The organism is Abyssisolibacter fermentans (assembly GCF_001559865.1).
GTDB lineage: Bacteria > Bacillota > Clostridia > Tissierellales > MCWD3 > Abyssisolibacter > Abyssisolibacter fermentans.
Genome location: NZ_LOHE01000051.1, coordinates 22247 through 49163 on the forward strand (window position 1 = coordinate 22247; position 26917 = coordinate 49163).

Annotated in this window: 33 protein-coding genes; 5 read left to right on the forward strand and 28 right to left on the reverse strand. The window is 28.5% G+C overall.

Features of this window, described 5'->3' with window-relative positions:
• Window positions 1-57: 57 nt before the first annotated feature.
• A complete protein-coding gene (locus AYC61_RS08210) occupies window positions 58-921 on the forward strand; it encodes a LysR family transcriptional regulator (RefSeq protein WP_066499594.1) in 864 nt (287 codons plus the stop codon).
• Between the two features lie 210 nt (window positions 922-1131).
• Window positions 1132-1677 (forward strand): GNAT family N-acetyltransferase, encoded by a 546-nt coding sequence (locus AYC61_RS08215; protein WP_066499602.1) that lies wholly within the window; start codon window positions 1132-1134, stop codon window positions 1675-1677.
• A gap of 129 nt (window positions 1678-1806) precedes the next feature.
• Here AYC61_RS08215 and AYC61_RS08220 read toward each other — a convergent pair whose 3' ends face one another.
• On the reverse strand, window positions 1807-2715 hold the full coding sequence (locus tag AYC61_RS08220) for a DMT family transporter (RefSeq protein WP_066499604.1): 909 nt from the start codon (window positions 2713-2715) through the stop codon (window positions 1807-1809).
• Window positions 2716-3026: 311 nt separating this feature from the next.
• Between AYC61_RS08220 and AYC61_RS08225 the strand changes: the two genes are divergently transcribed.
• Complete coding sequence (locus AYC61_RS08225) at window positions 3027-3416, forward strand: hypothetical protein (RefSeq protein ID WP_066499606.1); 390 nt, start codon at window positions 3027-3029, stop codon at window positions 3414-3416.
• Window positions 3417-3884: 468 nt separating this feature from the next.
• Here AYC61_RS08225 and AYC61_RS08230 read toward each other — a convergent pair whose 3' ends face one another.
• The 9 genes from AYC61_RS08230 to AYC61_RS08270 form a co-directional block, all read right to left on the reverse strand.
• Window positions 3885-4562: a class II aldolase/adducin family protein gene (locus AYC61_RS08230; RefSeq protein ID WP_066499613.1), complete on the reverse strand. Its 678-nt coding sequence runs from the start codon at window positions 4560-4562 to the stop codon at window positions 3885-3887.
• Complete coding sequence (locus tag AYC61_RS08235) at window positions 4513-5058, reverse strand: hypothetical protein (RefSeq protein WP_066499616.1); 546 nt, start codon at window positions 5056-5058, stop codon at window positions 4513-4515. The genes AYC61_RS08230 and AYC61_RS08235 overlap by 50 nt, the downstream gene beginning before the upstream one ends.
• 37 nt (window positions 5059-5095) lie before the next feature.
• Window positions 5096-6457 (reverse strand): PTS galactitol transporter subunit IIC, encoded by a 1362-nt coding sequence (locus AYC61_RS08240; RefSeq protein ID WP_066499617.1) that lies wholly within the window; start codon window positions 6455-6457, stop codon window positions 5096-5098.
• A 46-nt stretch (window positions 6458-6503) separates the two neighbouring features.
• Complete coding sequence (locus tag AYC61_RS08245; protein WP_066499618.1) at window positions 6504-6785, reverse strand: PTS sugar transporter subunit IIB; 282 nt, start codon at window positions 6783-6785, stop codon at window positions 6504-6506.
• 224 nt (window positions 6786-7009) lie between these two features.
• Window positions 7010-7531: a YjbQ family protein gene (locus AYC61_RS08250; protein WP_066499621.1), complete on the reverse strand. Its 522-nt coding sequence runs from the start codon at window positions 7529-7531 to the stop codon at window positions 7010-7012.
• 26 nt (window positions 7532-7557) lie between these two features.
• Entirely contained in the window at window positions 7558-8244 is a 687-nt protein-coding gene (locus AYC61_RS08255; protein ID WP_066499629.1) for a triose-phosphate isomerase, read from the reverse strand.
• 12 nt (window positions 8245-8256) lie between these two features.
• On the reverse strand, window positions 8257-9093 hold the full coding sequence (locus AYC61_RS08260) for a class II fructose-bisphosphate aldolase (protein ID WP_066499631.1): 837 nt from the start codon (window positions 9091-9093) through the stop codon (window positions 8257-8259).
• A 28-nt stretch (window positions 9094-9121) separates the two neighbouring features.
• A complete protein-coding gene (locus AYC61_RS08265) occupies window positions 9122-9577 on the reverse strand; it encodes a PTS sugar transporter subunit IIA (RefSeq protein ID WP_066499637.1) in 456 nt (151 codons plus the stop codon).
• A gap of 20 nt (window positions 9578-9597) precedes the next feature.
• Complete coding sequence (locus tag AYC61_RS08270) at window positions 9598-11670, reverse strand: BglG family transcription antiterminator (RefSeq protein ID WP_066499642.1); 2073 nt, start codon at window positions 11668-11670, stop codon at window positions 9598-9600.
• A gap of 623 nt (window positions 11671-12293) precedes the next feature.
• Here AYC61_RS08270 and AYC61_RS08275 point away from each other — a divergent pair.
• The gene (locus tag AYC61_RS08275; RefSeq protein ID WP_066499649.1) at window positions 12294-12731 is read left to right on the forward strand and encodes a YmaF family protein; all 438 of its coding nucleotides are present in this window, start codon (window positions 12294-12296) and stop codon (window positions 12729-12731) included.
• A gap of 230 nt (window positions 12732-12961) precedes the next feature.
• Here the strand turns inward: AYC61_RS08275 and AYC61_RS08280 are convergent, their stop codons facing one another.
• The 5 genes from AYC61_RS08280 to AYC61_RS08295 form a co-directional block, all read right to left on the reverse strand.
• Window positions 12962-13375, reverse strand: a complete 414-nt coding sequence (locus AYC61_RS08280; RefSeq protein WP_066499655.1) for a hypothetical protein — start codon at window positions 13373-13375, stop codon at window positions 12962-12964.
• A 137-nt stretch (window positions 13376-13512) separates the two neighbouring features.
• Window positions 13513-14049, reverse strand: coding sequence for a YcxB family protein (locus AYC61_RS08285; protein ID WP_066499657.1), 537 nt, complete (start codon window positions 14047-14049; stop codon window positions 13513-13515).
• 235 nt (window positions 14050-14284) lie between these two features.
• On the reverse strand, window positions 14285-14440 hold the full coding sequence (locus tag AYC61_RS21175; RefSeq protein ID WP_156456399.1) for a hypothetical protein: 156 nt from the start codon (window positions 14438-14440) through the stop codon (window positions 14285-14287).
• Window positions 14441-14509: 69 nt separating this feature from the next.
• Complete coding sequence (locus AYC61_RS08290; protein WP_066499660.1) at window positions 14510-14797, reverse strand: P-loop nucleotide/nucleoside kinase family protein; 288 nt, start codon at window positions 14795-14797, stop codon at window positions 14510-14512.
• A gap of 74 nt (window positions 14798-14871) precedes the next feature.
• A complete protein-coding gene (locus AYC61_RS08295; RefSeq protein ID WP_066499666.1) occupies window positions 14872-15438 on the reverse strand; it encodes a hypothetical protein in 567 nt (188 codons plus the stop codon).
• Between the two features lie 815 nt (window positions 15439-16253).
• Between AYC61_RS08295 and AYC61_RS21180 the strand changes: the two genes are divergently transcribed.
• Window positions 16254-16424, forward strand: coding sequence for a hypothetical protein (locus tag AYC61_RS21180; protein ID WP_156456400.1), 171 nt, complete (start codon window positions 16254-16256; stop codon window positions 16422-16424).
• A gap of 156 nt (window positions 16425-16580) precedes the next feature.
• On the opposite strand, the gene AYC61_RS08300 is transcribed toward AYC61_RS21180, so the two are convergent.
• The 13 genes from AYC61_RS08300 to AYC61_RS08350 all read right to left on the reverse strand — a co-directional run bounded on the left by AYC61_RS08300 (window position 16581) and on the right by AYC61_RS08350 (window position 26889).
• Entirely contained in the window at window positions 16581-17078 is a 498-nt protein-coding gene (locus AYC61_RS08300; RefSeq protein ID WP_066499669.1) for an Hsp20/alpha crystallin family protein, read from the reverse strand.
• Window positions 17065-17499, reverse strand: coding sequence for an Hsp20 family protein (locus tag AYC61_RS08305; protein ID WP_066499673.1), 435 nt, complete (start codon window positions 17497-17499; stop codon window positions 17065-17067). Before AYC61_RS08305 ends, AYC61_RS08300 begins: the two co-directional genes overlap by 14 nt.
• A 126-nt stretch (window positions 17500-17625) precedes the next feature.
• Window positions 17626-18012, reverse strand: coding sequence for a desulfoferrodoxin (locus AYC61_RS08310; RefSeq protein WP_066499675.1), 387 nt, complete (start codon window positions 18010-18012; stop codon window positions 17626-17628).
• A gap of 284 nt (window positions 18013-18296) precedes the next feature.
• Entirely contained in the window at window positions 18297-18470 is a 174-nt protein-coding gene (locus AYC61_RS20660) for a CLI_3235 family bacteriocin precursor (RefSeq protein ID WP_082759864.1), read from the reverse strand.
• Between the two features lie 140 nt (window positions 18471-18610).
• Window positions 18611-18901: a hypothetical protein gene (locus AYC61_RS08315; protein WP_066499680.1), complete on the reverse strand. Its 291-nt coding sequence runs from the start codon at window positions 18899-18901 to the stop codon at window positions 18611-18613.
• Between the two features lies 1 nt (window position 18902).
• The gene (locus AYC61_RS08320; RefSeq protein WP_066499683.1) at window positions 18903-20048 is read right to left on the reverse strand and encodes a TIGR04066 family peptide maturation system protein; all 1146 of its coding nucleotides are present in this window, start codon (window positions 20046-20048) and stop codon (window positions 18903-18905) included.
• A 15-nt stretch (window positions 20049-20063) separates the two neighbouring features.
• On the reverse strand, window positions 20064-21497 hold the full coding sequence (gene ccpM / locus AYC61_RS08325) for a Cys-rich peptide radical SAM maturase CcpM (RefSeq protein WP_066499686.1): 1434 nt from the start codon (window positions 21495-21497) through the stop codon (window positions 20064-20066).
• Between the two features lie 261 nt (window positions 21498-21758).
• Window positions 21759-22814, reverse strand: coding sequence for a GntG family PLP-dependent aldolase (locus AYC61_RS08330; RefSeq protein WP_066499689.1), 1056 nt, complete (start codon window positions 22812-22814; stop codon window positions 21759-21761).
• A gap of 32 nt (window positions 22815-22846) precedes the next feature.
• Window positions 22847-24079 carry an ATP-grasp domain-containing protein gene (locus AYC61_RS08335; protein ID WP_066499693.1) on the reverse strand — a complete coding sequence of 411 codons (1233 nt, stop codon included), beginning with the start codon at window positions 24077-24079 and terminating at the stop codon, window positions 22847-22849.
• Window positions 24054-24767 carry a GHMP family kinase ATP-binding protein gene (locus AYC61_RS08340; RefSeq protein ID WP_202906815.1) on the reverse strand — a complete coding sequence of 238 codons (714 nt, stop codon included), beginning with the start codon at window positions 24765-24767 and terminating at the stop codon, window positions 24054-24056. Before AYC61_RS08340 ends, AYC61_RS08335 begins: the two co-directional genes overlap by 26 nt.
• A gap of 44 nt (window positions 24768-24811) precedes the next feature.
• Entirely contained in the window at window positions 24812-25000 is a 189-nt protein-coding gene (locus AYC61_RS21675; RefSeq protein WP_202906816.1) for a hypothetical protein, read from the reverse strand.
• Window positions 25001-25013: 13 nt separating this feature from the next.
• Complete coding sequence (locus AYC61_RS08345) at window positions 25014-26510, reverse strand: argininosuccinate lyase (RefSeq protein WP_066499695.1); 1497 nt, start codon at window positions 26508-26510, stop codon at window positions 25014-25016.
• Window positions 26511-26685: 175 nt separating this feature from the next.
• A complete protein-coding gene (locus tag AYC61_RS08350) occupies window positions 26686-26889 on the reverse strand; it encodes a hypothetical protein (protein WP_066499702.1) in 204 nt (67 codons plus the stop codon).
• Window positions 26890-26917 lie beyond the last annotated feature (28 nt).

Here is a 26917-nt window from a genome sequence, read left to right on the forward strand (position 1 = left end):
AAAACGAATTATATTAATAATAACAATCGAAATAATTGATAATAGATGGAGGTATTTATGAATATTGAATCAATCGAAACTTTTATACTACTTGCAGAAAACGGAAGTTTTACAAAAACTGCCGAGATGCAATATTTAGTTCAATCAACAATTTCTAACAGAATAAATGAACTTGAAAAATACATAGGAAAAGATTTGTTTATTAGAAATAATAAAAACGTAAAACTTACACCATCAGGAAATGCTTTTCTACCATATGCTAAAAGAATGCTCATGTTAAAAAAAGACGGAATAATAAAAGCTAGATCTATAGGGATATTTGAAGACAGATTAGCATTAGGATTAGAGAATTCTATATATAAGGGTATCATTTCACCAATAATAAAAGATTATTTTTTAACTTTTCCTAATATTGCAATAAAACTAAAAGTCAATCATTCAGAAGAAATTATTAAATTATTAAGTGATGGTATATTAGATATTGGATTTGTTTATACAAAATCAAAATTAAGCAAATTTGAAGTTGTTGATTTTTTAGAAGATGAAATAATCCTAGTAACAAGTCCTAAAAATAAAGAAATAGTTAACCAAGAAATTTCTTTCGCCAATCTAATGAAATTACCTTTACTTTATGCAGATTTAGGAGGAGAATTTTTTAAATGGTTAAGCAAACAGTTTGGTGATAGCCCTTTATTAAGACTTTCAGTTGATGAGACTTCTTATGTAATCGATTTTTTAAAAGAAGGATTTGGTTTTGCCTTCGTTACTAGATCCTCTGTAAATAATGATTTAAAATCTGAAAATTTAATACATATAAAAATAAAGGATTTAATAGTACCAAAAAGACAAATCTATATGTTTGTTAGTAAAAGCAAAAAAAAATCTACTGCAATAAAGAATTGGCTAGATATTATATTGTAATAATCACTCATTAATTATAAGCTTATAAAATTTTCAAAAATATTTTTAACTCAATTAGTTAACATTTTTAGAATAAAACATTAAAAAACGAATTAATCTTTGAAAAAACATTTATAATCATTATTTCCATTGATTTAATTTTAATCTATACTTATAATCTTATTGTAAGATAATATTAGTTAAAAATTGTAAATCAAATGAGGTGATGTATTGTCTATTTTAGAAACTGATAGATTAATTATAAGAAAATTTTGTTATGATGATTGGCGTGACCTTTATGAGTATCTTTGCCAAGAAACAGTTGTTAAGTATGAACCATATAATGTTTACAGTATGGAAGAGTGTAAGGAAGAAGCTGTTTATCGTTCACAGAATGATGCCTTTTTTGCTGTATGCTTAAAAGAAAATAATAAACTAATAGGAAATGTTTATTTTCAACAGCAACAGCCTACAGAATTTTTAACGTGGGAAATCGGTTATGTGTTTAATCCTGCATATTATAGAAAAGGTTATGCCACAGAAGCGTGTAAAAATGTTATGAAGTATGGTTTTGAACAATTAGGAGCTCACCGAATTATTGGCAAATGTAACCCTGAAAACACTTCCTCATGGAAGTTATTGGAACGTCTTTCAATGAGAAGGGAAGGGCATTTTATAAAACCAGCCTTCTTTGAAAAATCAAATGAAGGAAAACCAATATGGCATGATGCTTACCAATATTCAATTTTAGCTGAAGAATTTCATTCAATGAAGTAACTAAAATTCTGGCAATTTAGTACAAGCTATTCCTAAATGGCGAATCAACTAAAACTTAAAGGGCAATTCTACTTATTAAATTAGAGTTGCTCTTTAAGTTTTGTTATTCGTTTCCATTTTATATAGGAATTAGACAGCAGAGGAACTGTCATGCTTTTTATATGCTTTATTTTTCTGGAATAAAAATAAAGCAAGACCAACTAAGATAATCATTATACCTATACCCTGTTGTAAAGAAATAACCTCATCCAAAATGAAATAAGCAAGAACACAGGTTCCAATCGTCTCTCCTAAAATACTCATTGAAATAACTGAAGTACTCACCCACTTTAGCAACCAATTAAAAATCATTTGCCCTAAAATCGTCGCGATACAAGCTAACCCAATAAAAGATTTCCATGTTTGTAGTGAATAATTAGTAAAAGATATTTGCTGACTAAAAGCATAAATTGCTAAAAAAAACGCGCTACTTACGTATCCTAAAAATGAATAAGGAATAACGGACAAATTTTTTCGTATGTATTGTCCAATGAAAAAATAAGCCGTTATGATACCTGCAGCTATAAATGCAAGCAAATCACCAAATAGAGCCTGATCACTTACTTGAAAGTCTCCCCACCCAATAATGAAGCATCCTATAATAGCGATAAAGCAACCCGCTATTGCTCCCCTGCTAAAGCGTTCCTTAAATAAGAAATATCCCCCAGAAATTGAAAAAAGCGGCTGTAATGTAACAATAACTGTTGAGCTTGCCACAGATGTATAATTCAAGGATTCAAACCATAAAACATAATGCATTGCTAAAAATAAACCTGATAATAGTCCCAATGCCCATTGCTGTTTTGACAATGAAAATAACTCTTGTCTATTTCCCTTATTCAATAGTAAAAATGGCAAGAGTAACAACGCTGTAAAAAAGAGCCGATAGAAAGCTGTGATGGAAGAAGGTGCATTTGCCAATTTTACAAAAATGGCTGAGGTAGATAATGAAAATACTCCTAAAAATAAAGCTATGTACAAAATAATACGTGATTTCATTAAGTTGTCTCCTTTCATTTGTTTATAAAAAATACACGAATAAAATTATTATATTATATTTGTACTATAAAAAACAACTTTATTTCTAAGTAGGACTTACTTTTATTTTATAGTGCTACTGTTTTAATTTGTTACCTTCAAAAACTGTAATCATACACACAAAAAGTTAATAGTTGGTTGATTGTCAATGTGATTTTCTATATAATACATTGTATATAGTAAGTTTATAGTTGTAGAATTATGTTCATTAATTTTCACAAATGTAGCTATTATAAATCTTTGCAATGTTATAACTATGATAGAGGTGTACAATGAAAAAAAACACAATATTATTTTTTACAAGAATTCTTTATATTCTATTTATAATTGGAACTATAATTTCACTTTTTGTTGTTTATAAAGATATAGACAGCAGCATTGCTTTCAAATTTGTAATGGGATATCTATTTTTTACCTTCTTTATGCTTTTGTATATTCCTTTAATCACTATTATAAATTTAAGAAAATTAAAATGGATTAAAATAAGAAAAAAATTACTAAAGTTCATAGTTTTGTTTGTATTATTTGGGTCTTTAAATTATGTTTTTGATTATGTATTCAGACCTTCAAAAATAGATTTATTTAGAGAATTTTCTAATGCTTTAGGTTTAGCTTTTGGTATCTCTTTTATTGACGTAATATTTTTAAAAAAAGGAATATAATTTAAGTAATTCAAAATGCTATATTCTTATATCGTGAATCAACTAAAACAACCGAGGCAACGAAGCCTTATTATTCACTGAAATGCAAAAGCACTAGGAAATACGCCTAATGCTTTTATTATAATAATATTTTTTATATTTATTTACTTTTTTGAAACAGTTGTATATTTGTTAATCTCATATTAGTAGGTAACTTACCGTTATATCTATCAATAAATCTCAACATCTTTGTATATTACTATTTCTCCATCTAATATAACCATTTATATTTAACAATTTCTTTCAGCTATTCATCCTTATTTTAAATTGATTTAGTCTCAAATTTAACTAAAGTTTTTTCTAAACCTTAGCATTTCAAATTTTTTTAACTGATTATTCGACAAAACTTAAAATTCTAAGCTGAGAATTTGATAATTTCAATCTATATTAGAGAGAAAATATACAAAATTATTTACACGCCAGTAACTACTATTCTTTATTTACTAATGTATCTGGAACACTTTCCTTACCTTGACCGTAAAAATCAAATATTCTAACTGCCTGCTCAATCTGCTCATCAGTCATCATAGCAACATTATTACTCATAGCCCTAGCTATGAAGAAAGTTTGCGCAGCTTCTTCTAAGTAAATACAAGAATATAAAGCTTGTTTTAATGAGTTACCTACTGCTATTACACCATGATGCTTTAATATTACAGCAAGCTTTCCTTTAAGGTTTTCAACTGCTTCTATACCCATTTGTTCACTTGCAGCTGATGAAAAAGGACATACATTAACTGAGCCTTTTGTTGCATTGGCAAGAGTAGTCAAATTGCATTTAAATTCGTCCTGAACTAAACCTAATCCAGTTGCATAGGGTTGGTGTGTATGAATAACAGCTTTAACCTCTGGCATATTATTATAGATATATAAAATAGCTTTTGTATCTACTGATGCCTTTCGATCTCCTTCAATGATATTACCAGATAAATCCATTAAAATAATGTCATCTGCCACTAAGTCCTCATATATCATTCCAGATGGAGTTACTAAAACCTTATCTTCATCAACCTTACAACTTACATTTCCTCCTGAAAGTGCAATTAGTCTATATCTATCAAGCTTCATCCCTGCTTTTATGACTTCTTCCTTTTCTTTTTGATACATCTTTCTTCTTCCTTTCCTCATACATTATATTGTTCTTTTTTATATTTGCCTTTAGAGAGTTAGGATGAACAATTTCTTCGATTTCCAAAAGGTTTTTGCTTAAATCTTTATGGTTATTATATGCTTTTAAATCTATCCAGTATCGTCCCTTAAATAACGAAGGCTTATTCACTCTTATATACATTTTTTCTGCCAGTTTTAGTTCTTTAATCTTAAAACCTTTTAATTCTTTTCTGGAGAAAACATGAGTTTTTTTGAAAGCAGAAAAACTTATTTCATCATTGTCTATTACTATTCTTTGAGGATAACTAATAGATATAAAATTAGTAATTATTGTGTATACACATAAAAAGCATATTAGTACCCATAAATATTTCATAGTTGAGCCTCTACTTATACTGTAAATTCCAAATAGAAGTACGATTGCTGCTAGAATTCCTGCGTAAATTACTCTGATTAAAAATGTTTTTTTATTAAATAAATATTCTTTACTCATGTTTCCTCCTATATTTTATAATTTAAAAGTATTTTTATTATTCAGCTTGCTTTAATTCTGCAGCTTCCTTTATTATTCTTCTTCTATTAATTAATGCTAAACTTACTGCAACAACTGCTACTATACCCATTCCAATCCATCCAAAATCATTTAAACGTACGATTGCCCAAGTTAATGGATTTGCACCATCACAGATACTTGAAATTTGTGTAGACCCTGAAGGCATTGTATAGTTTGCATTGATGGCTGCAGTAGTCATTAATGGAGCTAAATTAGTAGAAATCAGTAAACCTGTTGCTAATACAACAATACCGTTTATTAAAGCTCTGAAACCATTACCATTAACTACAGGAGTAATCAAAACGAACATCCATGGTATAACTGCTAAGTCTGCAAATGGCAAAACCTTATTTCCAGGAAGTATTACAGCCATGAATACTGTTAGTGGTACTAATATAAGTGATACAGAAAGTGTTAAAGGATGTCCTACTCCAACTGCTGAATCAAGACCAATGTACATCTTTCCTCTGTTAGAAAACCTTTTATTAATAAATGAAGAAGCTGCGTCAGAAATTGGAAGTAAACCTTCCATTAGTAGAGAAGCCATCTTAGGAATAAGAACTAATACACCTCCCATAGTAATTCCAAGTCTAAGTACATCCCCAAAGCCATAGCCTGCTACAATAGCAATTATACTTCCTAAAGCAGTACCTATGATTATTGGTTCTCCGAATACACCGAATCTTTCCTGAGCCTTTTCCATGTTAATATCTATATCTCTAACACCAGGAATTAAATCAATAATCTTGTTGATTACTATAGCTATTGGTGCATACGCTCCAGTAAATCCATGAGGAAGTGATACGCCTGGTAAACCTAAAGTTTTCTCAACTCCTGGCGCTGTATAATCACCGATTACCATGATTATTACCATATTTAAAACAGCTGCCACTAAACCAATAGCCTGGCTTCCAGTTAATATAGCAACAAGTGCTCCAGTAAATGCAAAATGCCAATAATCCCAAATATCAACATCTACTGTTTGTGTTGTATTAGTTAATAACATTACAATGTTTACAAGCAAACAAACTGGTATTATTACCATACCCACAGTTGATGCAAAAGCAATAGCTGCTGCTGCTGGCCAACCAACATCAATGACAGACAATGATAATCCAAAACGTTCTATCATCTGTTCTACTGCAGGTCCTAAATTACTTGATAGTGCTCCAATTACCAAATTTAAACCTATAAATCCAATACCTACTGTTAATCCAGCTCTTAATGCTTTACCTTTTTCTGTTCCCAAAATTATTCCAAAAATGCAAATTATAATTGGCATCATAACTGTTGGACCTAAGCCCTGTATGAAATTAAAAAAACTTAATATATATGACATAATTTTCACCTCAGTAAATTATTTTGATTAATAAAATCTAAATTAATTATTTCATGAGTTCTAATATTTCTTTAGTAGTCTTATCAATTCCCATACCTGTTAAGAAACATACACCACTTACAAATGGGCACTTAACTCCATCTGGTTTCATAGTTGTTGCAATAACAAAATCAAAATCAGCTGATTTAGATGGTACCTCAGCTATCTTACACTGATCCACCTTATACTGTCCTTTATAACCGTTATCATCTAATAATTTTTCTACCTTTACTCTAGCTGCAGTAGAAGTGCAAACTCCTGCTCCACATGCTAATAATATTCTTTTCATTTATTATCACTTACCTTTCTATTAATTTATTAAATGAATTAATTCATTTACAAGCTAAAATCGTTTTCAAGGTTCTGTTTAATTATCTCAAATTATCTATATTTATTGATTCATTGTATGTTTTTACATTATCGATATCACAATAAGCTTCTCTATAGTTTGACTTCAATTATATTTTAAAAATCCGCGGATTAAATTAATTAATAAAATACTTTATTATCTATCTATTCACCTAATACCATGATTTTACATTTACGAGTACGAGATCTTGTACGATCAAAATCTACAAAATAAACATAACCTGTTTTTCCAACTCCCAATTTTCCCTCATCAACCTCGAATACCTGGCTGGAACCAAGCAATGTTGCTTTTAAGTGTGCATCACAGTTTAATAGGGCACTGCGATCACCATTTGGAAGATAAGCTTCTACATTTGGCCATGATTTAACAGCTTCGTAATGCTTTTCTCCAGGATAGTTATATTGACCTTCTGCAACATTGTCTGGAATAATTTTTTGAAGGACATTGTTCAAATCGGCTTGAAGAAATTCATCACCATTTTCAGTATAATCATGAACGAATTCTTGAAAGAATACAGAACATGTTGTATGTGGAGAAATGACAACACAGATACCATTTTGAACTTTGCTTTTTTTGATTATTTCTTTCACAGATTCAGTGATATCAAAAAAACTTGGAGTTCCTCCATGAGAAGTTAAATTAATTTGTTCTTTATAAATAGTCATAGCTAATACCTCCAATCTTCCTTATATTATTTTTCATTTTTTGCTTTAACTATTGCTTGTATCATTTCTTCTAATCTTTTTGCTCTATCTGGAGCATTAAGTATTCCACTTGTTGCGCCAGTTCCATCAGCTCCATGAACTATTGTCTGATAAACATCCTCACCAGTACTTATTCCCGAAGCCTGCATAACTAAAATATTTTCATCAATCTCTTTTATTCTATTTGTAGTTTCAACAACGTAATCAGCTCCACTAGTTTTACCAGTTCCAATTAAAGCAGTAGGTTCACATAACAATATATCTGGACCTAATTTAGCAATAGCTATTGCCTCTTCTAAACAATCTGCGCAAACAACAGTTTTTATTCCAAGTTCTTTTGCTCTATTAATACTCTTTACTAAATCAGTTAAGGTTAATGAATGCTCTGCATGATTTAAAAATACTGCTTCAGCACCAGCTGCCTTTAATGATTCAGGTAACACATGTCCCATTCCACGTCCTGGAACTAATGGATCCATATGTTGAGCTGTTATTCTAAGGTTTTTTGTATGAGCCTTAATATTGGCTAAATCTGCAAAAGGTGCAGTGAAAAATATCTCTACATTATATTTTTCAGCAAGCTTGTCTGCAACAAGTGCTAGTTGTAAACTTTCTTCTCCATATAAGTACGACTTTGGATTAACTATAAAAAATGGTGTGCCTATTTTTTTCATTTTCTCACCTCCTTATCTAAATTTTTTTGTTTGAAATACACCATAATAATGTTCTAGGCATTCTCTCATGCCTTCTTTTTGTGCATTTCTTAATTCATAATAATTATTAGATTTGATGCTTTGTGCTTTATTAAAAGCAGCATTAACTAAATCAGTATATATATTTATCTTGCTTATTCCTTCTGTAGCACATCTACCAAGATTATCATCTCCTGATGATGAACCTCCATGAAGCACCAAAGGAGTATCTATAGCATTTCTAATTTCCTTTAATCTATCGAAATCTATAACTGGCTTTCCTTTATAAGCTCCGTGAGCAGTTCCAATTGATATTGCAAGAGAGTCTACCTCTGTAAGTTCAACAAATTTCTTTGCTTCTTCAACAGTAGTATAAATACTATCGTTATTATCATTACTTTTATATTCATCACCATTACCAACATGACCAATTTCTGCTTCTACAACTACTCCCCTTAGATGAGCATACTCAACAATTTCTTTTGTCTTTTTAACATTCTCTTCAAATGAATGCATAGAAGCATCTATCATAACTGATTTGAAGCCTTCATCTATAGCTCTAAAGATTAACTCTTTAGTTGTACCATGATCAAGATGTAATACTACTGGAACTTTAGCTATTTCGCCATAGTATTTACCTAAATACAATGCCTCATCAAATGATAAGTATTCTAAATGTGCTTCTGCAAAACCTATAATAACTGGTAAATTCAATTTTTCTGCAACTTCTATATAAGCTTTAATAGAATTTTGATCCACAAAATTTGGTGCTGGTATAGCAAAATTATTTTTCCTTGCTACCTTAAATAATTCTTTTGATGAAACTAGCAAAAAATCATCTCCTTTAAAAAATTAATTATTAATTTATATTAGCTTTTTTCATTATGTCCTTAAATTCATCAATATTTTTACAAGCTATAACCTTTTTTAAAGATGTTTCATCTTGAAATAATCCAACAAGTTTCTGAAGCATCTCAACTTGCTGCTCTGATTTTAATAATCCAAGCATAAAAATTGTATTTACCTCTATTTCATGCTGATCATCAACCATATCTTTAAAAATTACTGGTTCTTTTAAAGACATAAATCCAATCTGAGGCTTATTTATATGAATTCCATCAGTATGAGGAATAGCAACACCTATTCCATTTATGTTTAAACCTGTTGGATAACCCTTCTCTCTATCAATAACAGCTTGGAAAAACGTATCCTTCACAAGCCCTTTTTTTAAAAATTCGCCTGCTAATTTTTTTAGAGCATCTTCCTTGTTATTGAAGGATTGATTAAAAAAAACAATTTCCTCACTAAAAAACATGTTTAAATACCTCCAATTAATTATTGTATCCTTCTTTCAAATATTTCGATAACCTTTGCCATATCTTTGCTACTCTGAGCCTTATTTAAAGCTTCTTTAAATTCGTAAATCTGAAGTAAATTTACTAAGTTAAATAATGCATTTAAATGCTTTTCGTTATCTACAGCATTTATAACACATACATATTTAATAGGATCTAAAATCCCAGCATTAAACACCACAGGATTTTTCAATTTAATTAAATTAAAACCTAATTTCATACTTCCTTCATCAATAGCTGAATGAGGAATTGCAAAGCCTTCTGAAATTACAATATACGGACCATTTTGTTCAACATCTCTAATCATAGATTGTATGTAATTACGATTTATATATCCTTTGTTTAGCAAATTTGCTGAAGCCTTCTCTATTGCCTCCCGCCATGTTTCTGCTTGTACATCTACCTGAATAAAATCTTCTGTTAATAAGTTTGAAAGACTTAAAACCACCTTATTTTTTTTGGCGAAGTAATTATTCAAGCTTTCTTTAATTACATCAAGTAACTCATCATTATTTACTATAGGTTCTATTTTATTAATAATATCTGAATAATCATTTTTCACAAATTTCTCAGAGTTAATGTAGCCATAATCATCAATCATTTTTCTCATTCTTAGAAAATCACTATCAGGCAATTGAGGAGAAATCTTAATAAATGGAACATCAATATCCTCTAGATCTACTGTGGAAATAACAAAGTCTACTTCGCTACTTAGTGAATCTCTTAATCTATGCTTAGGTATAACATTAATTACATTGAAATCAAACCTTTCAAGCAATTTTGATTTCAATAGTTGACTTGTTCCAATACCACTATTACATATTAAAATTACATTACACGTAGTTTTTTGAGTCTTTATCTTTTCAATGGAAGCACATATATATATGACGATATATGAAATTTCTTCATCACTAATAGTTCTATTTACATATTGTTCTAAGATTTCTATATTTTCAGTAACCATCTTTTTAATATCTGAATATTTTTCTAAAATAACATTAATCTCGTCATTTTCAGTGGAATTATTAAATCCATCATTAAATATTCTTTGTAAATGATTAGATAAGCTTTGAAAAAGTTCATAATCTCTGTATAAAGGAAGTTTTAAAGACATAGATACATTCATAATAAATAATCTTGTTATAATTTGTATATTCACTATCTCTTTGCTTCCATCAACACAGCTGTTCTTTTTCAAATATGTTAAATTTACTGAAAAGCTTTTCAAATATGCTAATTCATGTTTATTGTATACAAGGTTAAAATGTTGACAAACGAGTTTATATAACCTCTCAATCAATTTGTTATTAACATTTGTAACTTTTTGCTCATCGTTTCTAAGATGTTTATCTGATTTCATTCTAAAAATCGCCATGCACAAATAATTTATCAGCATGTTAAAGGAACATTCTGTCAAATGAAGTCCTGAATACCCTTCAGCTTCAGATGTTAAGTTTTGCAGAATTATATTTTTTTCTCTAGCATCAGCTTTTGTTTCTCCTCCGTTTACATTTCTTTTTCCTTCTTGATGAGAAAATAAACTATATAAATACCCATATTTTTGCAAAATACTTACAAATAAATCCCTTACCTTTTTTTCAGGTCCATTAATGCAAATTCCAGTATTGGTTTGTGAATTTGTTGAAAGACCATAATCATTCAAGTAATCATTCAGATATTTTAAATCTCCGATAACTGTTGAACGAGATACATACATAAATTCAGCTATATTCGATAAAGTGACGTGTTTAGGAGTAAATATAAGTAAAAGAGCTTCTATTTCTAAACGTTCATCCCTTGATAATCTGTAATCATAAAAGCTAAGTGTATTAAGTGTCTCATATATAGATTTATTTGTTTTTTTTATGGAAAACCTATTATCCATTACTTGCAATGAAGCAATTCCTTTAGAATTAAAATATTCATTTATTTCCTGGATATCTGACTGCACTGTTTTTATGCTGACATTTAAGAATTGTGCTAGTCCTTTAACATCAAACTTATTGGGTCTTTCATATATAATTTTTATAATTTCACAAATTCTTTTGTTCAAATCTAGCACCTACCTTATTACTTATATTCCCTAGTATTACTTTATCATTATTTGTCGAATTACAAAAGTTTAAAATGTTTCTAGTCGAAAGAAACATTTTGTTCTAATTATAATTACAACTTGATATTATTCAAGTCATAAACAATGCTATTTTAGTAAGAATTTAAATGGTAAATTTATATATTTAAATAATTGTTACTATGTATTGATATTTTTTGTTAAAGGCTTCTCGTGCCCATAAGAGGCTATTCTATCACCGCTAGATACACACTTTTCAAAAGTTACCTGACGAAATCAAAAGAGAACAGCACTTTGACAGTGCTGTTCCCTTCTCTTTATAACATTATCCGTCCAAAATAGGTCAGACATTATTTTAACTGAAATGTTTCCTCTTACTTCTTTATAAATCTCTTATAGAATCTTTCTTTGATAACAGGAATATCAAGTCCAAATAACCTCTTATCTTTTTTCACCTTCAATGCTCTGTATTCGTATTGAAATTAACTGATAAAAACTTCATAATATCTACATCTATAAAATATTTAACTTTATCTCATACTAAAAAGCACCAGACAAAAATTGTTTCATATAATGTACTATCCAAGATAAAGGAGGAAGAAATAATGACACAGAAAAATGAAAAAAATTGTAAGCAATGTGCTTGTAGTAAAGATACTTGCAATGAATTTCAAACCCATGTCCATGAGTTTTCAGGAAGTACAATGTTAGGAGCTCCTCAAGATAGGCAAGATTTACTACACAATCATAGATTTGCTGGAGTAACAGGTCCTGAAATTGAAAAAACTGGAGGACATGTTCATATACTAAGTGTGAATTCTGATTTCTTTTTTAATCATTTCCATGATATAGAAGTAGAAACTGGTCCTCCAATACCAGTTAAAGACCAAAATGGAAATGTTATTGGTCACATTCATGGTTTCAGTGGAACCTCTTCATGTGTATTCTTCCACGATCATAATTTTAAAGGTTCTACTCTTATTCAAAACCCAATTCAGATGCAAACACTGGATAATTTCAATTCTTCAGATCTTGACTTTTGATTATAATATTTCTCGACAAAACAACCAGAAATGATTGTTTTGTTGAGAAATTTATGTTATCTATAGTCCAAACATTGCTTAATAAATAATATAATTTCGTTGTAAATGCCCTACACCAAATGTCCTATATTTATAATCAGAAAATACTAAATAATCAATATGTTTGTCTGATCCAAAAAATTTTATTTCTTACTATCATGCGGTGCTAACTGTGCTACATTATTTGAGATTTAGTTTTTTTTAGTTTGAAGCTTTGCAATTGACTTCATATTGTCCGCTGTTACTAATTTAACCGTTGAAAAGTCTTGTCTAAGTTCTTTAACTTCATCATAAACATATTGTATTTCATGCTTGGATTCTTTCCTAGTTAATCTATGTTCTTCAGTGATTCTGTTATCTAATCGTTTTATATCTTGCTTTAAGTCTTCAAATCTTTCATCCATTGTATTGAATCTTTCATCCATTGTATTGAATCTTTCATCCATTGTATTGAATCTTTCATCCATTGTACTTTCCATCGAATTAAGTCTTTCGTCCATTGTATTAAATCTTTCATCCATTGTATTAAATCTTTCATCTATTGTGTTAAATCTTTCATCTATTGTGTTAAGCTTTTCAACTATCTCTTTTAATATTTTCTCCATATTACCACCGCCCTTTTCAAATATTATATCATACATTTTTTGCTATATTCAACAGAAATTTTATCTTTTCTTAAGAATAAATAACAAAAGATTTTTATAACTTTATTAAACCCCATATAAATTGTGTACCCTTTTTTCTACTTTGCTTTCAATAATTCATTGCTTTTTTTATCAAGTTTACGATTGAGCAATTCTTTAAATTCTATTAATTCTCTTCCTTCTATATCACTTTTTTTCATTAAAATAAACTCACTTTGATTTAGAAATACTCTAATATACTTTCTGCTTTCTTCAACTAAAAATATATCTTCCCATCTACATTGATATTCTTCTTTATTGAAGGTAAAAAATAAGCCATATTCGCTAGCTATGCATGTACATTTAATAATATCATTTTTACTAAACTGCTTTTTATGGTTCTTTCTAATCAAATAAAATTGTGTTATAAATAATAAGAGGAAACTCAATGATATTATATAAGGAGTCTTTGATATTTTAATATTATTTTTCATTTGAAAAATGCTAAATTTAGCTTTAATAAATTTTACTAATAAGATACCTATGCTTAAGCATATCATAAATCCACAAAAACCCATTTTTTCATCATTTATAGATGCTTTTATTTTTTCATGATAATATTCTTTTTCGCTTAAAATCATTTTAAGTTTTTGCATATATAGTCCCTCTCTATTTATTAATTTCTTATAATTTATATTAGTCAATAGATATCTTATAAATAGAATAAATATATTAGTGTGTTTAATTTCTGAAATATCTGGTTTCAAATTGTTTTTAATGTATTTTGCACAGTTACTTACACTACTCTTAACATATGGCGATAATGATATGATAAAAAGCTTAGGTTATTTTACTTAACCTTTAAAATTTAAGCCATAATATCTCGCTAAACTATTTATGCTTTATATACTCAACAACTTTATTAATATATGATGTAATAGACTGTGATGTATTTACAATTAAGAATTCAGTATCTTTTGGATGTTTCGATTTGTTATAGTTCTTATAAAAAATGTCTTCTTTCACGCAAGCTATTTGACTTAACATTCTATCACGCTGTTTTATTCTTTTATCAATTTCTTTAAACTCTTTTACTCTACATTCAATATATTTATACTATGCATTATATTTCTTTGCAATATTAATCCCTGTGTTTAATGTTTCACAGTGAAAACAAGGGGTGTCAATTATTACACTCCTTCCTAAACTCAGGTAATAGCTACATAAGCAAAATGTAGTATGATATGATGCATTTGCTACTATATTTAAATCAACTCCAGCTTCCATCATTGAAGTTTTAATAACATCCCTATCAAGAATTATAACATCAAAATATTTTGAAATTTCTTTTGCTAAAGTAGACTTTCCCGAACCTGAAAAACCTGCCATTTGAATTAAGACCATTTCTTTACACTCCCTTTAATTTAACATTTGAATAATTAAAAACTACTACTGTTTATACTTATAAAATATAGTAATCAAACATATATCTTTTCTTTAATCTTTACGATAGCTTCTTCAGGCTCTGATGTTTGTAATAATATTTTTTTACCATTACAAGACAGACATACTCCTTTACACAAATCATTAAAAAATATCCTGTTAAATACTGAACTTTTAATTTCTATTAGTATTATTTGTACATTTTGAATATTTGCTTCATCAATAATAAATCTTTCATCTTGAAGATTGTCCCTAAAAGGAATAAATTCAATTGCTTTATTATTAGCATATAAAGTACCAAAGTTTGGTCCATTAAATTTTTTTAAATTGCAAATTATTACTACATCATTGTCACTTATTAGTTTTTTATCATAAAAATTATTTATGGAGTTTTTTGTTTCTGTTCTAAGATGGTCAGAAAAGAATAAAAAGTGCAAAAAATTTATTGTAATAATAATTAATATGTTAATAATTAAATCTTCTTTTCCATGTGTTAAAAATATTATCATAAGTAGACCCATAATTAGGTGTCTTCTTATATTTAAACTAACATAGTAATTTTTAACGAAATTATAAATATTTTTTTTTACAACATAGTTCACTAAAACATTCCTCCATATTCCACAATACAAATTGTTAAATCATCAATTAGTTGCTATCTATATATTCTAATTTAACCCTGATTATTCATATAACGTTGAACAATATGCTGTGAGTTTTTGAATTAGAAGCTTTCAGTGAATTAGAAGGCATACCGAATTGGTATGTCGAGAATTTAATGGATAGCTTCTAATCAGAAAGAACACTTATTAATGAATCTCCTATTCCGTTCCTTTATAGGAGTAAGCGATTCACATAAAATCATAGATTTTAGTTCACTGCTCATAATTTTCTATGAATAATCTGGGTTTAAGTATAGTTTTTCTATTTTTAATAATGTATTTTAATAATTTCAATTATTGTATTATTCTATTTTTTTTTACAAAATCCTTTTAAAATAGTGTAAAGCATATCTTTGTTTGAAATGTAAGTATAATAGAATTGTAAGTATTAACAGTTTTTTAATGTATGATATGGATATGCAAAGCCATAATATAGGAAAACATTAATGTGGCAACTTGTGATTGACAAGAAATATCAATCTAAAGGCTATGAAACTAGCTATACAATGGATAAAAATCGCAAATTTTTTTAACTTATAAAGAAGGTAATGAATCAGCTAAAAAACTGTATACAAAATTAGGATTTAAGCAAATAGGGGAAATTAATATGAAACTTTAAATATAATTTTACAATAGTTAAATACCTTATTACATTCCTAAGAAATAAACGTTTATAACATCTTTTATAATATGAATGTTATATCAATCTTGTATATTTTTAATACATAACAGAATACTAATATTGAGGTGATGTTATGAAATTGGATTTTAATAAAAATGTAGGTATTACAGATAAAATTGTAAGAACATTAATAGCAATATTATTAGTTAAATTAGTCTATAACAAAAAATTATCTAACAAATTTAAAACAGTTTCTATTGCATTTTCAATGCTTAAATTCGTAGAAGCCTCTTACAGTTATTGAATTGTTTATGATCTATTGGGTTGGTCAACCCGTTAAATACTCTTACTTACATGTTCATAAGAGTAAGCGATTCATATATGAAATAAAATTTTGATTATCTGCTAAAAAAGATGAGTACATGTAAATAACATGACCCATCCTAAAGTAATATATTATCTATTGAATTTCAATTTTATACCTATTATCAACTTTTTCCTCTTTTTGTGCTGTTATTTTTAATACTCCTTCTTCAAGTTTTGCTTCAATAGTTCCTGCTTTAATATCTTTAAGATACATACACCTTTGCATTGAAGTCATTTTTCTTTCTCTGTGTATATAATTTTCTTTTTCTTCATTTTTCTGTTCTTGTCTTAGAACAGCAATTGTAAGTCTTCCTTCATTATAGTCTAGCTTAATTTCTTCTTTTTTTATACCTGGTAGTTCAGCTTCAATTAAATACTCTTTCTCATTGTCTTTAATGTCAATCTTAAATGTATCATTACGCAAATTTCTTATCGGAAAAAAACTATCACTAAAGAAATCATCAATCATGTCATTAAGATCAACAATATCATTATTATATTTTTTTTGCATAGAATTTCTGTTAAAAGGTGTTAATCCAAATATATCAATTCCTCCTTTTATAATATTTTTATTTATATTACTTGACTTCAATTTGAAGTCTATTGTCTATCTTTTCTTTTTTTGGTGCTTTGATTTTTAATATACCATCCTCAAGTTTTGCCTCAATAGCACCTACATTTATATCTCCAAGATATATACTTCTTTGCATTGAAGTTATTCTTCTTTCTCTGTGAACATAGTTTTCTTTTTCTTCATTTGCTTGTACTACACGCTTAACAACAATCATCATTCTTCTTTCTTCATAGTAAATCTTCATTTCATCTTTTTTTATACCTGGTAGTTCGGCTTCAACTAAGTACTCTTTTTCACTTTCCTTCACATCAATTTTAAATGTGTCATTCCGTATGTTTTTTGAAGATAAATATCTATTATTGAAGAAATCATCAATCATGTTGTTAAAAGTAAGTAAGTCATTAGTGAAACTGTTGTTAAAAGGTGTCAATTCAAACATATTAAGTTCCTCCTTTAATAGTTTTTTGTTAGCACTCATCACTGATGAGTGCTAACAACTTTAAAGTACACCTTTTTGAATGTTTTGTCAATACCTTTTTTGGTTTTTTATTAAAATTTTTGATTATTAAATTCTACCTTTCCAAAGTCCGTGTATATTACAATACTCCCTAGCATAAACATTATCTAATTTCTCAATTTTAAAAACAACTTCTGGTATATCATCAGGAGCTAATTCTTTTCTATATATTCTATTCCCTGCGATTAATTCTATCCACTGAATATAATGCTTTTTCGTCATTGGATGGCTTTCGTTTTCTCCAATTCTTACCTTATACCCACCTTCTATTTTTTCAATAAATGGTACATGTTTTTCTTTTGAAGTATCAGCTGTTTGTTCTTTTAATAATTCCATCTTTTGACCACAACAAACAAGCGGTACACCTTCTCCATGCAAAACTTCTACGATATTATTGCATATGTCACATTTATAAATTTCAAGATTGCTAGTCATTTTATTCTTCCTCCATAGTTGTTTTCTTTTTTAATTTTTGTAATGTATTAATATCATTTTTATAACTTAGCTACTGATATACTCAATAACACTCCCTCTTGATAGTTTTACTTTTTATTAATAAACTATTCAATTAATATATTTTTTTCTCTCAGTATATTTTTAATTAATTCAAATATATATAATTCACAATCTTTCTGGTGTATTTTAATATAATAAAAACCTCCTTGGTATAAAATTTTACCAAGGAAGTTTTTATTATAGCTAATACAGGATATATTCTCCTACATCGCTGCACCTGATGGATCATAAGCTGCATCATTATCTGAATCATAATCTTTTGAATAAATTTTATCACCAGAACAACCACAGGAACATCTACCACACAAAGCACATGGATCATGAAAAGCTTTTATTGTCTGCTCCTCTATATTGATTTTTCTACCTAATTTTTTCATTGTTTCACCCCCTTTTTATGTTATAAAAATTTATAATTAGCCTGTGAATAATATTGAACTAATTATAAATTATATTATAATATCAATGTTATACCTAAAATAAAATTCATCAGTATAACTATTGATACACAAACCTTTTTTTATATTGCTGGTTTTTGGTTTATCTTAAGCTGCTTATAAATAATGTCTGCAATGTTATTAACTGTATTAAAACTCCCTTTGACTATATCTTCTTGTGGGATTTTAATCTTAAATAATCTTTCGCACTCTAATAAAACATATACTAATTGAGACGCATTTAATCTTATTTTGATACCTAGAAGTTTTTCATTTTCATAACCTTTACCTATACAAGTTATATCTGTTTCGAATAATTTTTTAATAATACTAACTATTTCTTCCATGATATTAGTTTTACTTAATTCAGTCATATTAAATCTCCCCCAAATTAGCTAGTTCACTTGAACTATATGATGACAAAGTATCAATTAATAATTTGAGCATTTTATTTTTATCATCATTATTAAATACATGATAAATAGGCTTCTTATATTTTGTATATCTTAACACTTCTTTATCAATAAACTCTGTATCTAGAAAATTACAGGCTATCTTTTTTGATGATTTAGAAGCATTCCAATTAAATTGAGTATTTGACATGTTAAAACAGTCTATTTCAAATCCAAATCTGTATTTTGTTAAATTATTTAATTTATCAAAATAACTATCATCCAACTCATTATATAAAGTACTGATTATAACAAAATCTGGAGATACAGCTTGTGAAACTTCGAATGCTAATATACCAAACTTATTTGTAAATTTTTTGCTAAAGGGTAGTACTCCACCTGGAATGCCTATAATTATAATATCTGGAGATTCATTTTCTTCAATTTTCTTTACTAATCTATTAAATAAAATAACTTTCTTATATTCATTCGTATTAGCATTCATCATAAATGATGGAAAAGAATGCATACCTAATAATTCACAATAATGCCTACTCCCTATCTGACTTACTTTATACCCATTCTTTTCTAGCCTTTCTTTTAATGTAAGTTGTATTTCAAATTTATTAGTATTTTCTGTCTCTCCAGCAACGAAAACTACAGGAGTCTCTGTTTCAATAAGTCCTTCTACCCAATCTCCAAATACATTAACTTTATACTCTGGATATTCGCCATAATATCTAAAATATACATTATTCAATTCAGCTTCTTTTTGCATTTGCTTAATTTGCTGATTTTCAAATTTAAGTGTACATATGATATTTTTTTTCTTACTTATTGCAAGAATTATGTTATCGTATATTATCTTTTTAAATTTATCTGGTACTTTACAATCAGCAACTAATAAAGTATCGCATTCATCAATATGTTTACTAAAATCATTCTTTACAATTTTACCTATTTTACTTCCATGGTCTGCTTTTCCAGCATCTTCATTGTTTAAAGCAAACCCAATCGGTGAAACTAGATGCATTATATCGTAATTTAAAGATAATTGATTATTTCTAACAATAGGTGCAAATTCATGTCCATAAGGATAGATTAATAATTTTTCTTTATTTTTATTCATATTTTCCTCCTTAAGTTAACACAAAACATCCTCATACCGTTTCTTGATTTCTGTAATTTCTACATATTTTTTCAATTTATTATCAAGTGCTTGTCTTACACCATTACAGTAACGGCTTTTAAGTTCTCCTGAAAGTTCATGATTATTATCTGCATGTTTGCCGCATAAAGTACAATGGGTGATTGCCCAACAATTTTTACATTGTTCTTGAGTTAATTTACCTACGTTTAGTAAACTTTGTGCTTTTTTCATGTCAAAACCACTATCAATATGTCCTATTCTCATAACTGGTGATACCTCACTAACCCTCTCACAAGGATAAAAATAACCCTCTGTATTTATGAACAATCTAAGCTGACCCGGGATACATGGTCCTCCTGGCGCAGTTTTTTCTAATAATTTTTCTCTTCTATCTAACTCTTCTTCAAACTTCTTCAAACTATCCAGTTCCTGTAACGCAATAGGTGAAATATATTTCTTGTCTACCATACCTAGATAGTTGAGAAACATCTTGAAAATTTCGTAATTAAAAGAAACTATATAATTTTCTGTGATTTTATTTTTTTCATCAAGATACAAGTCATCAATCAATGATGATCTAACATTTGATTCCTTAAAATATTCATAATCTACAAAGAATCTATTAACACAGTTATAATCATCTTGTGGATTAACAACAACGTTGAATGATAATTTATCGAAATACTGAGGATAATTCTCTTTTATAAAACGTAAATTTTCATTTATTTTTTCAAAGCTTCCTTCTCCTGAGGCAAATCGTCTGTGTCTATCATGAATTTCCTTTGGTCCATCAAAACTAACTAAAGTAATTACATCGTGCTTCATAAAAAATTCAATAATTTCAGAATTAAAAAGAGTTCCATTTGTAGTAATTGAGAAATCAATTTCTTTTCCCTCGCCAACTTTTTCTGCATATAAAACACATTTTTTAAGCAAATCAAATTCAAGCAACGGTTCTCCACCATAAAATCCAATATTAACTCTTCCTTCATCTCTTGAATGAGCAATTAAAAAATCAATGGCTTTTTTTGCTGTTTCAAAACTCATTCTTTTATTAGAATGATGTCTTTGCTTACCGTTTTCAGTCTGTGAGTAAATACAATATGAACATCTGAAATTACAATTCTGAGTTAATTGGAGTGTTATTTTCTTCATTTTATTATTTAATTGATAATCAAGGTATCTCGTTTGAGGATGTTCAATTTCTTTGGGTTTATTGGATGATAAGAATTTTTTGTCTATTAGACCTTTAATTATATCTTTTGTTTCAATATCTATTTCACTATTTTTTAGAGTACCTTCTTGCCTCTTGAAAAGAATGTTATATACTTTTTCTTTAACTCTTATAATACAATTTGTATTGACATCAAAAAAATAATAACCTAATGGTGTTTTAAATAAATGAATGAATGGTTTTTCAGTTAACATTTTATCCTCCTAAATATTACCTTGTATTAATTAAATTAAAAATATAGTAATATTAATATTTTATTTATTCAATTATTTAATGATTGTACATGACATACAAAGTATATTAACTAATAATATAAGATATGATAAATTCCATAATGTATTATATCATGATTTTTTTAAAATATTTGTTAAAATTTGTTTGTAATATGAATTTTTTTCAGCCATAATTTAGTATTAATTTTTATATTTTTTTTAAATTTAACAATATTATTGAATTTAATTCCTTTTGCTACAACAATTTTTAAAAACATCCCTTATAATTTTCAAGGCTTCTTTAATATCTTTCTTTGTTATTCCATAATGTGTAACAGCACGAATACGTCCATATCCTAACTCTCCTATATTTAATCCTCTCTTTTTAGTTTCATCTACAAATGTTTCCCAAGTAAATCTATCATCTATAACTTCAAAAAATACAATATTGGTTTTAACATTATCTAAGTCAATTTTAATTTCAGGCATTTTAGATAACCCCTCTGCAAACATACGTGCATTTTCATGATCTTCTTTTAACCTATCAATCATTTGCTCAAGAGCAACAATCCCAGGCGCAGCAATTATTCCAACTTGTCTCATTCCGCCTCCGAGCATCTTTCTAATCCATCGAACTTTATCTATAAAAATCTTGCTTCCTACTACCATTGATCCTATAGGAGCTGATAAGCCTTTTGATAAACAAAATTGTATAGAATCAGCATACTGTACTATTTCAGATGGTTTTACTCCTAGTGCAACAGAAGCATTAAAAATTCTAGCCCCGTCCATATGAACAAAAAGATCATGACTTCTAGCAAAATTCTGAACGTCTTTTAAATAGTTTAGAGATAAAACTGTTCCCCCACAACGATTATGAGGGTTTTCAAGGCAGATTAATTTTGGAAGTGCAAACTGAGGGTCATTTAAATCACTTGGTATCGCATTTTCTAAATCCTTAATCAAAAGTCTGCCATCTGGCTGAGTACTTATTGGTTCATACACTATTCCTCCACACACAGAAGCTCCTCCAGCTTCATAAATATAAATATCTGATTCATTACCTACAAGTACTTTAGAGCCACGAGGACAATGAGCCATTATACTTGCTAAATTCGCCATTGTTCCACTTGGCATTAAACAAGCTGCTTCTTTTGAAAGGATTTTCGCTGCTAGCTTTTCTATTTGATTTGCTGTTACATCTTCTCCATAAACATCATCTCCTAAATGAGCTGTAGTTATTGCCTCTATCATTTCTTTTGTTGGCAATGTAAAAGTATCACTTCTCATTTCTATCATTTCAATTACCCCCTTCGTAATTTAAATAATTTTTAATTTGAAACAATTATTCTAAGTCTATTTTTTACATTTTCAAGCCTAAGCTGAGTTTGTTCATATGTCTTTGCTGTAACTATAAAGTATCCTAAGCGATGATAAGCATTCTTTGGTCGCTTGATAGGTTTATCTACCAGATATGTGATCTTTACTTCTTTTGTACCATCCATTTCTTTTACTTCTTCAATACCATTTACTCCTTTAAAAATTCCTTCTTCATTTGCAGTAAGAAATTGAATACCTGAGTAGCCAGTATATACTATATTTAATTCTGGAACTTGTCCAACAGCTATTTTAATTTGATTTTGAAGCATATCTATTCCCGTTACATATTTAATTAACTGTGGAATCATTCCTCCTGCTAATCTAGCATTAATTTCAACTATTGCACACCCTTTGGGTGTCAGTTTTATTTCTGTATGTGTCGCACCAAATGTTATACCAACTGCTTTTAAAGCCTTTCTTACTGTTAACTCAATTTCTTTTTTTATATTTTCAGATAGATCAGCATTAAATATGTGCTGATATTCAACAAAATATGGATAACCTATTAATTTCTTTTCTGTAATTCCAATACAATATGTTTTGTTTTGCGATGTAAACATCTCAACGCTGTACTCTGGAAAATCCAAATACTCTTCTATTAGTACAGCATGTTCTTTTTCTTGCTCTCTAACATTTAGTTCTTCTCTAAGTATCTTCTTTGATTGTTTTTTTACCTGCTCTATTGTTTCGCAAAGACAAACATTATTTGAACCACTGTCATCAACTGGCTTAACTACACAAGGTAATCCAACAATATCCATTTTTTCACTTTTTATATCTTCAACAGAATTAACTATAATAAATTTTGGTTGCCTAACTTGTACTTCTTCAAGTCTAATCCTTGTTTTTGCTTTATTTCTACATATTTTCATTGATTCCGGACTATTACAAGGTAACCCAAAATATTTAGTTAATTCAGCTACTGTTACTATATAAAATTCACTTGTAGTCATTATCCCCGAAATTTCATCTATTTTAAATTTATATTCTATACAGTTTTTAAGCTCTACTAAAGAATTTGTATTACACTCTATTACTTGACAATCTATTTTTTCTAACCCAAGATACCTTTTGGGATTATTGGTAATCATCACAGGGTAATATCCAAGTTTTTTTGATTTTTCTAAAGCTAGCATACCTGTTCCCGACGTATTTGATTCAATAAATAAAAGCTTCTTTTTCATAGTTGCTCTCCTTCCATGAATAATGAATAAGTACTTCATCTGTTAAATTCTTAATTCTTTCTTTTGCTAATCTTAACTGATTGTGATACTCCGTACTTTCATTAGAAAGCATAATTCCTATACATGTACCACTATGTGTAACTATTACTCCTAAACCTTTTATTTCTTCACAAATCGCTATCATATAGTTTAAATTCTTTTTTGGTATTAGTTTTTGATCTAATATTGCACTTCGTGTTGCAATTTTGCCTATAGTTTCTAAATCTCGCCTCTTTATAGCAAGTAAAATTTTATTTAAAAGACTTTGATATTCTAATTTATCCTCTTTACTAAAGGGTTTTGATATTTTATTGAACTCTACAGTACTCACTTCTCCACCTTCATCAATTGCCACTATTGTTATAGGCGAAACTTCACCCAGAAATTCGCGTAGCCGTACTTTACGATGATAAAAAGATACAACACCAGGGTACATTACCCCATCCGAAGGCTCAATTTGACGTAAAAAGCTTTGCAATAATTTATTTGAAATTGATATACCATAGCACGATTCAATTGCTCTAGAAGCTGCCACCATATCAGCAGTTGAACTTGATAAACCCTTACCTACATTAATATCACTATAAATTTCTAAACTCCCTTTCAGGGGTAGTCCAAAGTGCATTAAAATTATTTTAACAATTTTCAAAGCTTTTAATTTAATAGATGGATATACGCTGAGTTTTTCAGAGTCTAAATTAAAATTGTCCTAGTGTAACATTCAATAGGAAATGTCACAAGAAAATCAACATCATTTTCATAAAGAACTCCTTGAAGTAATTCTCTAAAAGTTCCAAAACAACTACCTTGACCACTGCTGTATTTTGATTGGTTATTTACAACTTTTTTAAAATCATCTGATTTTCTATATTTAAAACTCATTTTATCTCCACCTTTATGCCAATAATAAAGATTCCAACTTTTTATTAGCTTCTTCAATTTTTAAACCTCGCTCCTTCCAAGCAAAGCATATTTTCTCATACTCTAGTTTTTGCTCATTAAGCATCTTAATTACTGATTGATTACTTGCAGCTCCTCTAGTTGTTTTGTCATGCAAATTATTTATATAATTAAAAGCAGCACTAACCATATCATAAGTTAAATTAATTTCAAACCCATAATCTTTACAAATAGCACTTAGCAGTTCAATATCTACTTGTTGTGAAGCAAAGTTTCTATCTAGTAATGTTTTAATATACTTACCAGCTATTACTTGAGCTTTTCTGTAAGGTATTTTACCATGTAAAGTAAGCAAATTAGCTAAAGATGAACCTCCAAAATATTTACTTTTACATACTATTTGCATACGTTCTTCATTAAATTTTAAATTATCTATAACAGCTGTAAATAACTTTAAAACAGATTGTATTGTTTTAAACATATTTATAACATAAGTTCCAGCTTCTTTTGATACTTCTACCAAATTAGTAAATGATGTGTTTCGCTGTCCCATTATAAAATCTATGTAAAAAGCAGAAACATGTGCAGTTCTGGCTCTAATTCTCTCAAGAACAGGAAAATTCTTTTTCTGAGGCATTATTGATGAAATACCTGATAGTTGATCGGGTAAATCAATAAAACCATATTCACTACTTCCCCATTGTATTAAATCCGTAACAAATCTACTCAATATCATACTTAAGTTTGATAACTCCCCAGCTACTAGTACTGTCCACTCTCTAGAAGCTACTGATACCAGTGCATGTCTCTGTGCATCATCAAATCCCAAAACATAAGCCATATTATTCCTATCCCAATCTAATTCTTGTCCTGCCATAGCTCCTGCGCCTAATGGACACTTATTAAGTCTATCAAATATATTTAATAATCCGTACATTGACTTAATAAGTTGCTCATAAATTGATGATAAATAAAATCCTGGACTGATAATTTGAGCTGCCTGATAATGTGTGTATCCTGGCATAGGTATCATAGTTGTTTTATTTGCTAAATTGTAAACAGTATCTGCAAAACATTGTAATAAATGAATCGTTTCAAAAATTTGTTCTCTCCCAAACATAATTTGAGCACAAGCTTGAAAATCATTGCGACTTTTATCAACATGCCAAGCATATGCGTTTCCTTTAACTCTTTGCTCAACATACTGCTCTATTGCAAATGATATATCTGTCATATTTAGCTTTGGATCGCCAATTAAATTCTCTTTAGTAATCTCATTTAGAATATTATTAATTTCATGTGTAACTTTACCTTCAATCAAACCCATTCTTTTATATTCAACTAGTAAAGCTTTTTCTATCAATATATACCAAGGTAAGTAATACTCACTTTCATAATCAAACTGTGGTTTCAATATTTCCTCATGAAGAAGATCATCTGGACCTGTTTTTATTCTACCTGTAAATGTTACTGGCTTAGCCAAATTTTTCATTATCTTTCCTCCTACAAATTATCATTATATTCAAGGCTAGCTTACCACTAGCCCTAGAATCATTTATACAATTAAATAGTGTTTTCTCTAACTTCCAAATCATTTAATATATTCTGTATATTTTTACCAAACTCAGTTACATACGGTTTCTCTACTAATAAAGTCTTGATTAACTCTACTTTACCAGAAGTATATTTATTCCAACATTTGCATCAATTAGTGTATGACTGAGCTTTGTTGTCTTTTCTGTTACATAAAATAATAGTATATCTGAATTATCACTTTTTTCACAATTATATTCTTTAAGAACAACCCTATTAGATAACATAACATCAATCTTTTTATCTATTGTTTTAGTTGTTGCTGGTGTTGTTTGCACAATAGTAGCTTTTGCATCCTCAAGACAC

Excerpts from the sequence above, each read along its gene's own strand:
- AYC61_RS08310 (WP_066499675.1), bottom strand. The coding sequence starts at position 18,012 with ATGACTAGCAATCTTGAAATTTATAAATGTGACATATGCAATAATATC.
- AYC61_RS08290 (WP_066499660.1), bottom strand. The coding sequence starts at position 14,797 with ATGGTCTTAATTCAAATGGCAGGTTTTTCAGGTTCGGGAAAGTCTACT.
- AYC61_RS08345 (WP_066499695.1), bottom strand. The coding sequence starts at position 26,510 with ATGAAAAATTTGGCTAAGCCAGTAACATTTACAGGTAGAATAAAAACA.
- AYC61_RS21675 (WP_202906816.1), bottom strand. The coding sequence starts at position 25,000 with ATGAGTTTTAAATATAGAAAATCAGATGATTTTAAAAAAGTTGTAAAT.
- AYC61_RS08230 (WP_066499613.1), bottom strand. The coding sequence starts at position 4,562 with ATGTATCAAAAAGAAAAGGAAGAAGTCATAAAAGCAGGGATGAAGCTT.
- AYC61_RS08210 (WP_066499594.1), top strand. The coding sequence starts at position 58 with ATGAATATTGAATCAATCGAAACTTTTATACTACTTGCAGAAAACGGA.
- AYC61_RS08265 (WP_066499637.1), bottom strand. The coding sequence starts at position 9,577 with ATGTTTTTTAGTGAGGAAATTGTTTTTTTTAATCAATCCTTCAATAAC.
- AYC61_RS21175 (WP_156456399.1), bottom strand. The coding sequence starts at position 14,440 with ATGTTAAGTCAAATAGCTTGCGTGAAAGAAGACATTTTTTATAAGAAC.
- AYC61_RS08330 (WP_066499689.1), bottom strand. The coding sequence starts at position 22,814 with ATGATAGAAATGAGAAGTGATACTTTTACATTGCCAACAAAAGAAATG.
- AYC61_RS08235 (WP_066499616.1), bottom strand. The coding sequence starts at position 5,058 with ATGAGTAAAGAATATTTATTTAATAAAAAAACATTTTTAATCAGAGTA.
- AYC61_RS08285 (WP_066499657.1), bottom strand. The coding sequence starts at position 14,049 with ATGCAAAAACTTAAAATGATTTTAAGCGAAAAAGAATATTATCATGAA.
- AYC61_RS21180 (WP_156456400.1), top strand. The coding sequence starts at position 16,254 with ATGAAATTGGATTTTAATAAAAATGTAGGTATTACAGATAAAATTGTA.
- AYC61_RS08225 (WP_066499606.1), top strand. The coding sequence starts at position 3,027 with ATGAAAAAAAACACAATATTATTTTTTACAAGAATTCTTTATATTCTA.
- AYC61_RS08335 (WP_066499693.1), bottom strand. The coding sequence starts at position 24,079 with ATGAAAAAGAAGCTTTTATTTATTGAATCAAATACGTCGGGAACAGGT.
- AYC61_RS08240 (WP_066499617.1), bottom strand. The coding sequence starts at position 6,457 with ATGTCATATATATTAAGTTTTTTTAATTTCATACAGGGCTTAGGTCCA.
- AYC61_RS08255 (WP_066499629.1), bottom strand. The coding sequence starts at position 8,244 with ATGAAAAAAATAGGCACACCATTTTTTATAGTTAATCCAAAGTCGTAC.
- AYC61_RS08275 (WP_066499649.1), top strand. The coding sequence starts at position 12,294 with ATGACACAGAAAAATGAAAAAAATTGTAAGCAATGTGCTTGTAGTAAA.
- AYC61_RS08320 (WP_066499683.1), bottom strand. The coding sequence starts at position 20,048 with ATGAATAAAAATAAAGAAAAATTATTAATCTATCCTTATGGACATGAA.
- AYC61_RS08315 (WP_066499680.1), bottom strand. The coding sequence starts at position 18,901 with ATGACTGAATTAAGTAAAACTAATATCATGGAAGAAATAGTTAGTATT.
- ccpM (WP_066499686.1), bottom strand. The coding sequence starts at position 21,497 with ATGTTAACTGAAAAACCATTCATTCATTTATTTAAAACACCATTAGGT.
- AYC61_RS08220 (WP_066499604.1), bottom strand. The coding sequence starts at position 2,715 with ATGAAATCACGTATTATTTTGTACATAGCTTTATTTTTAGGAGTATTT.
- AYC61_RS20660 (WP_082759864.1), bottom strand. The coding sequence starts at position 18,470 with ATGAAAAAATTAGGTAGAAAAATCAATATAGAGGAGCAGACAATAAAA.
- AYC61_RS08245 (WP_066499618.1), bottom strand. The coding sequence starts at position 6,785 with ATGAAAAGAATATTATTAGCATGTGGAGCAGGAGTTTGCACTTCTACT.
- AYC61_RS08250 (WP_066499621.1), bottom strand. The coding sequence starts at position 7,531 with ATGACTATTTATAAAGAACAAATTAATTTAACTTCTCATGGAGGAACT.
- AYC61_RS08305 (WP_066499673.1), bottom strand. The coding sequence starts at position 17,499 with ATGTTTGAATTGACACCTTTTAACAACAGTTTCACTAATGACTTACTT.
- AYC61_RS08280 (WP_066499655.1), bottom strand. The coding sequence starts at position 13,375 with ATGGAGAAAATATTAAAAGAGATAGTTGAAAAGCTTAACACAATAGAT.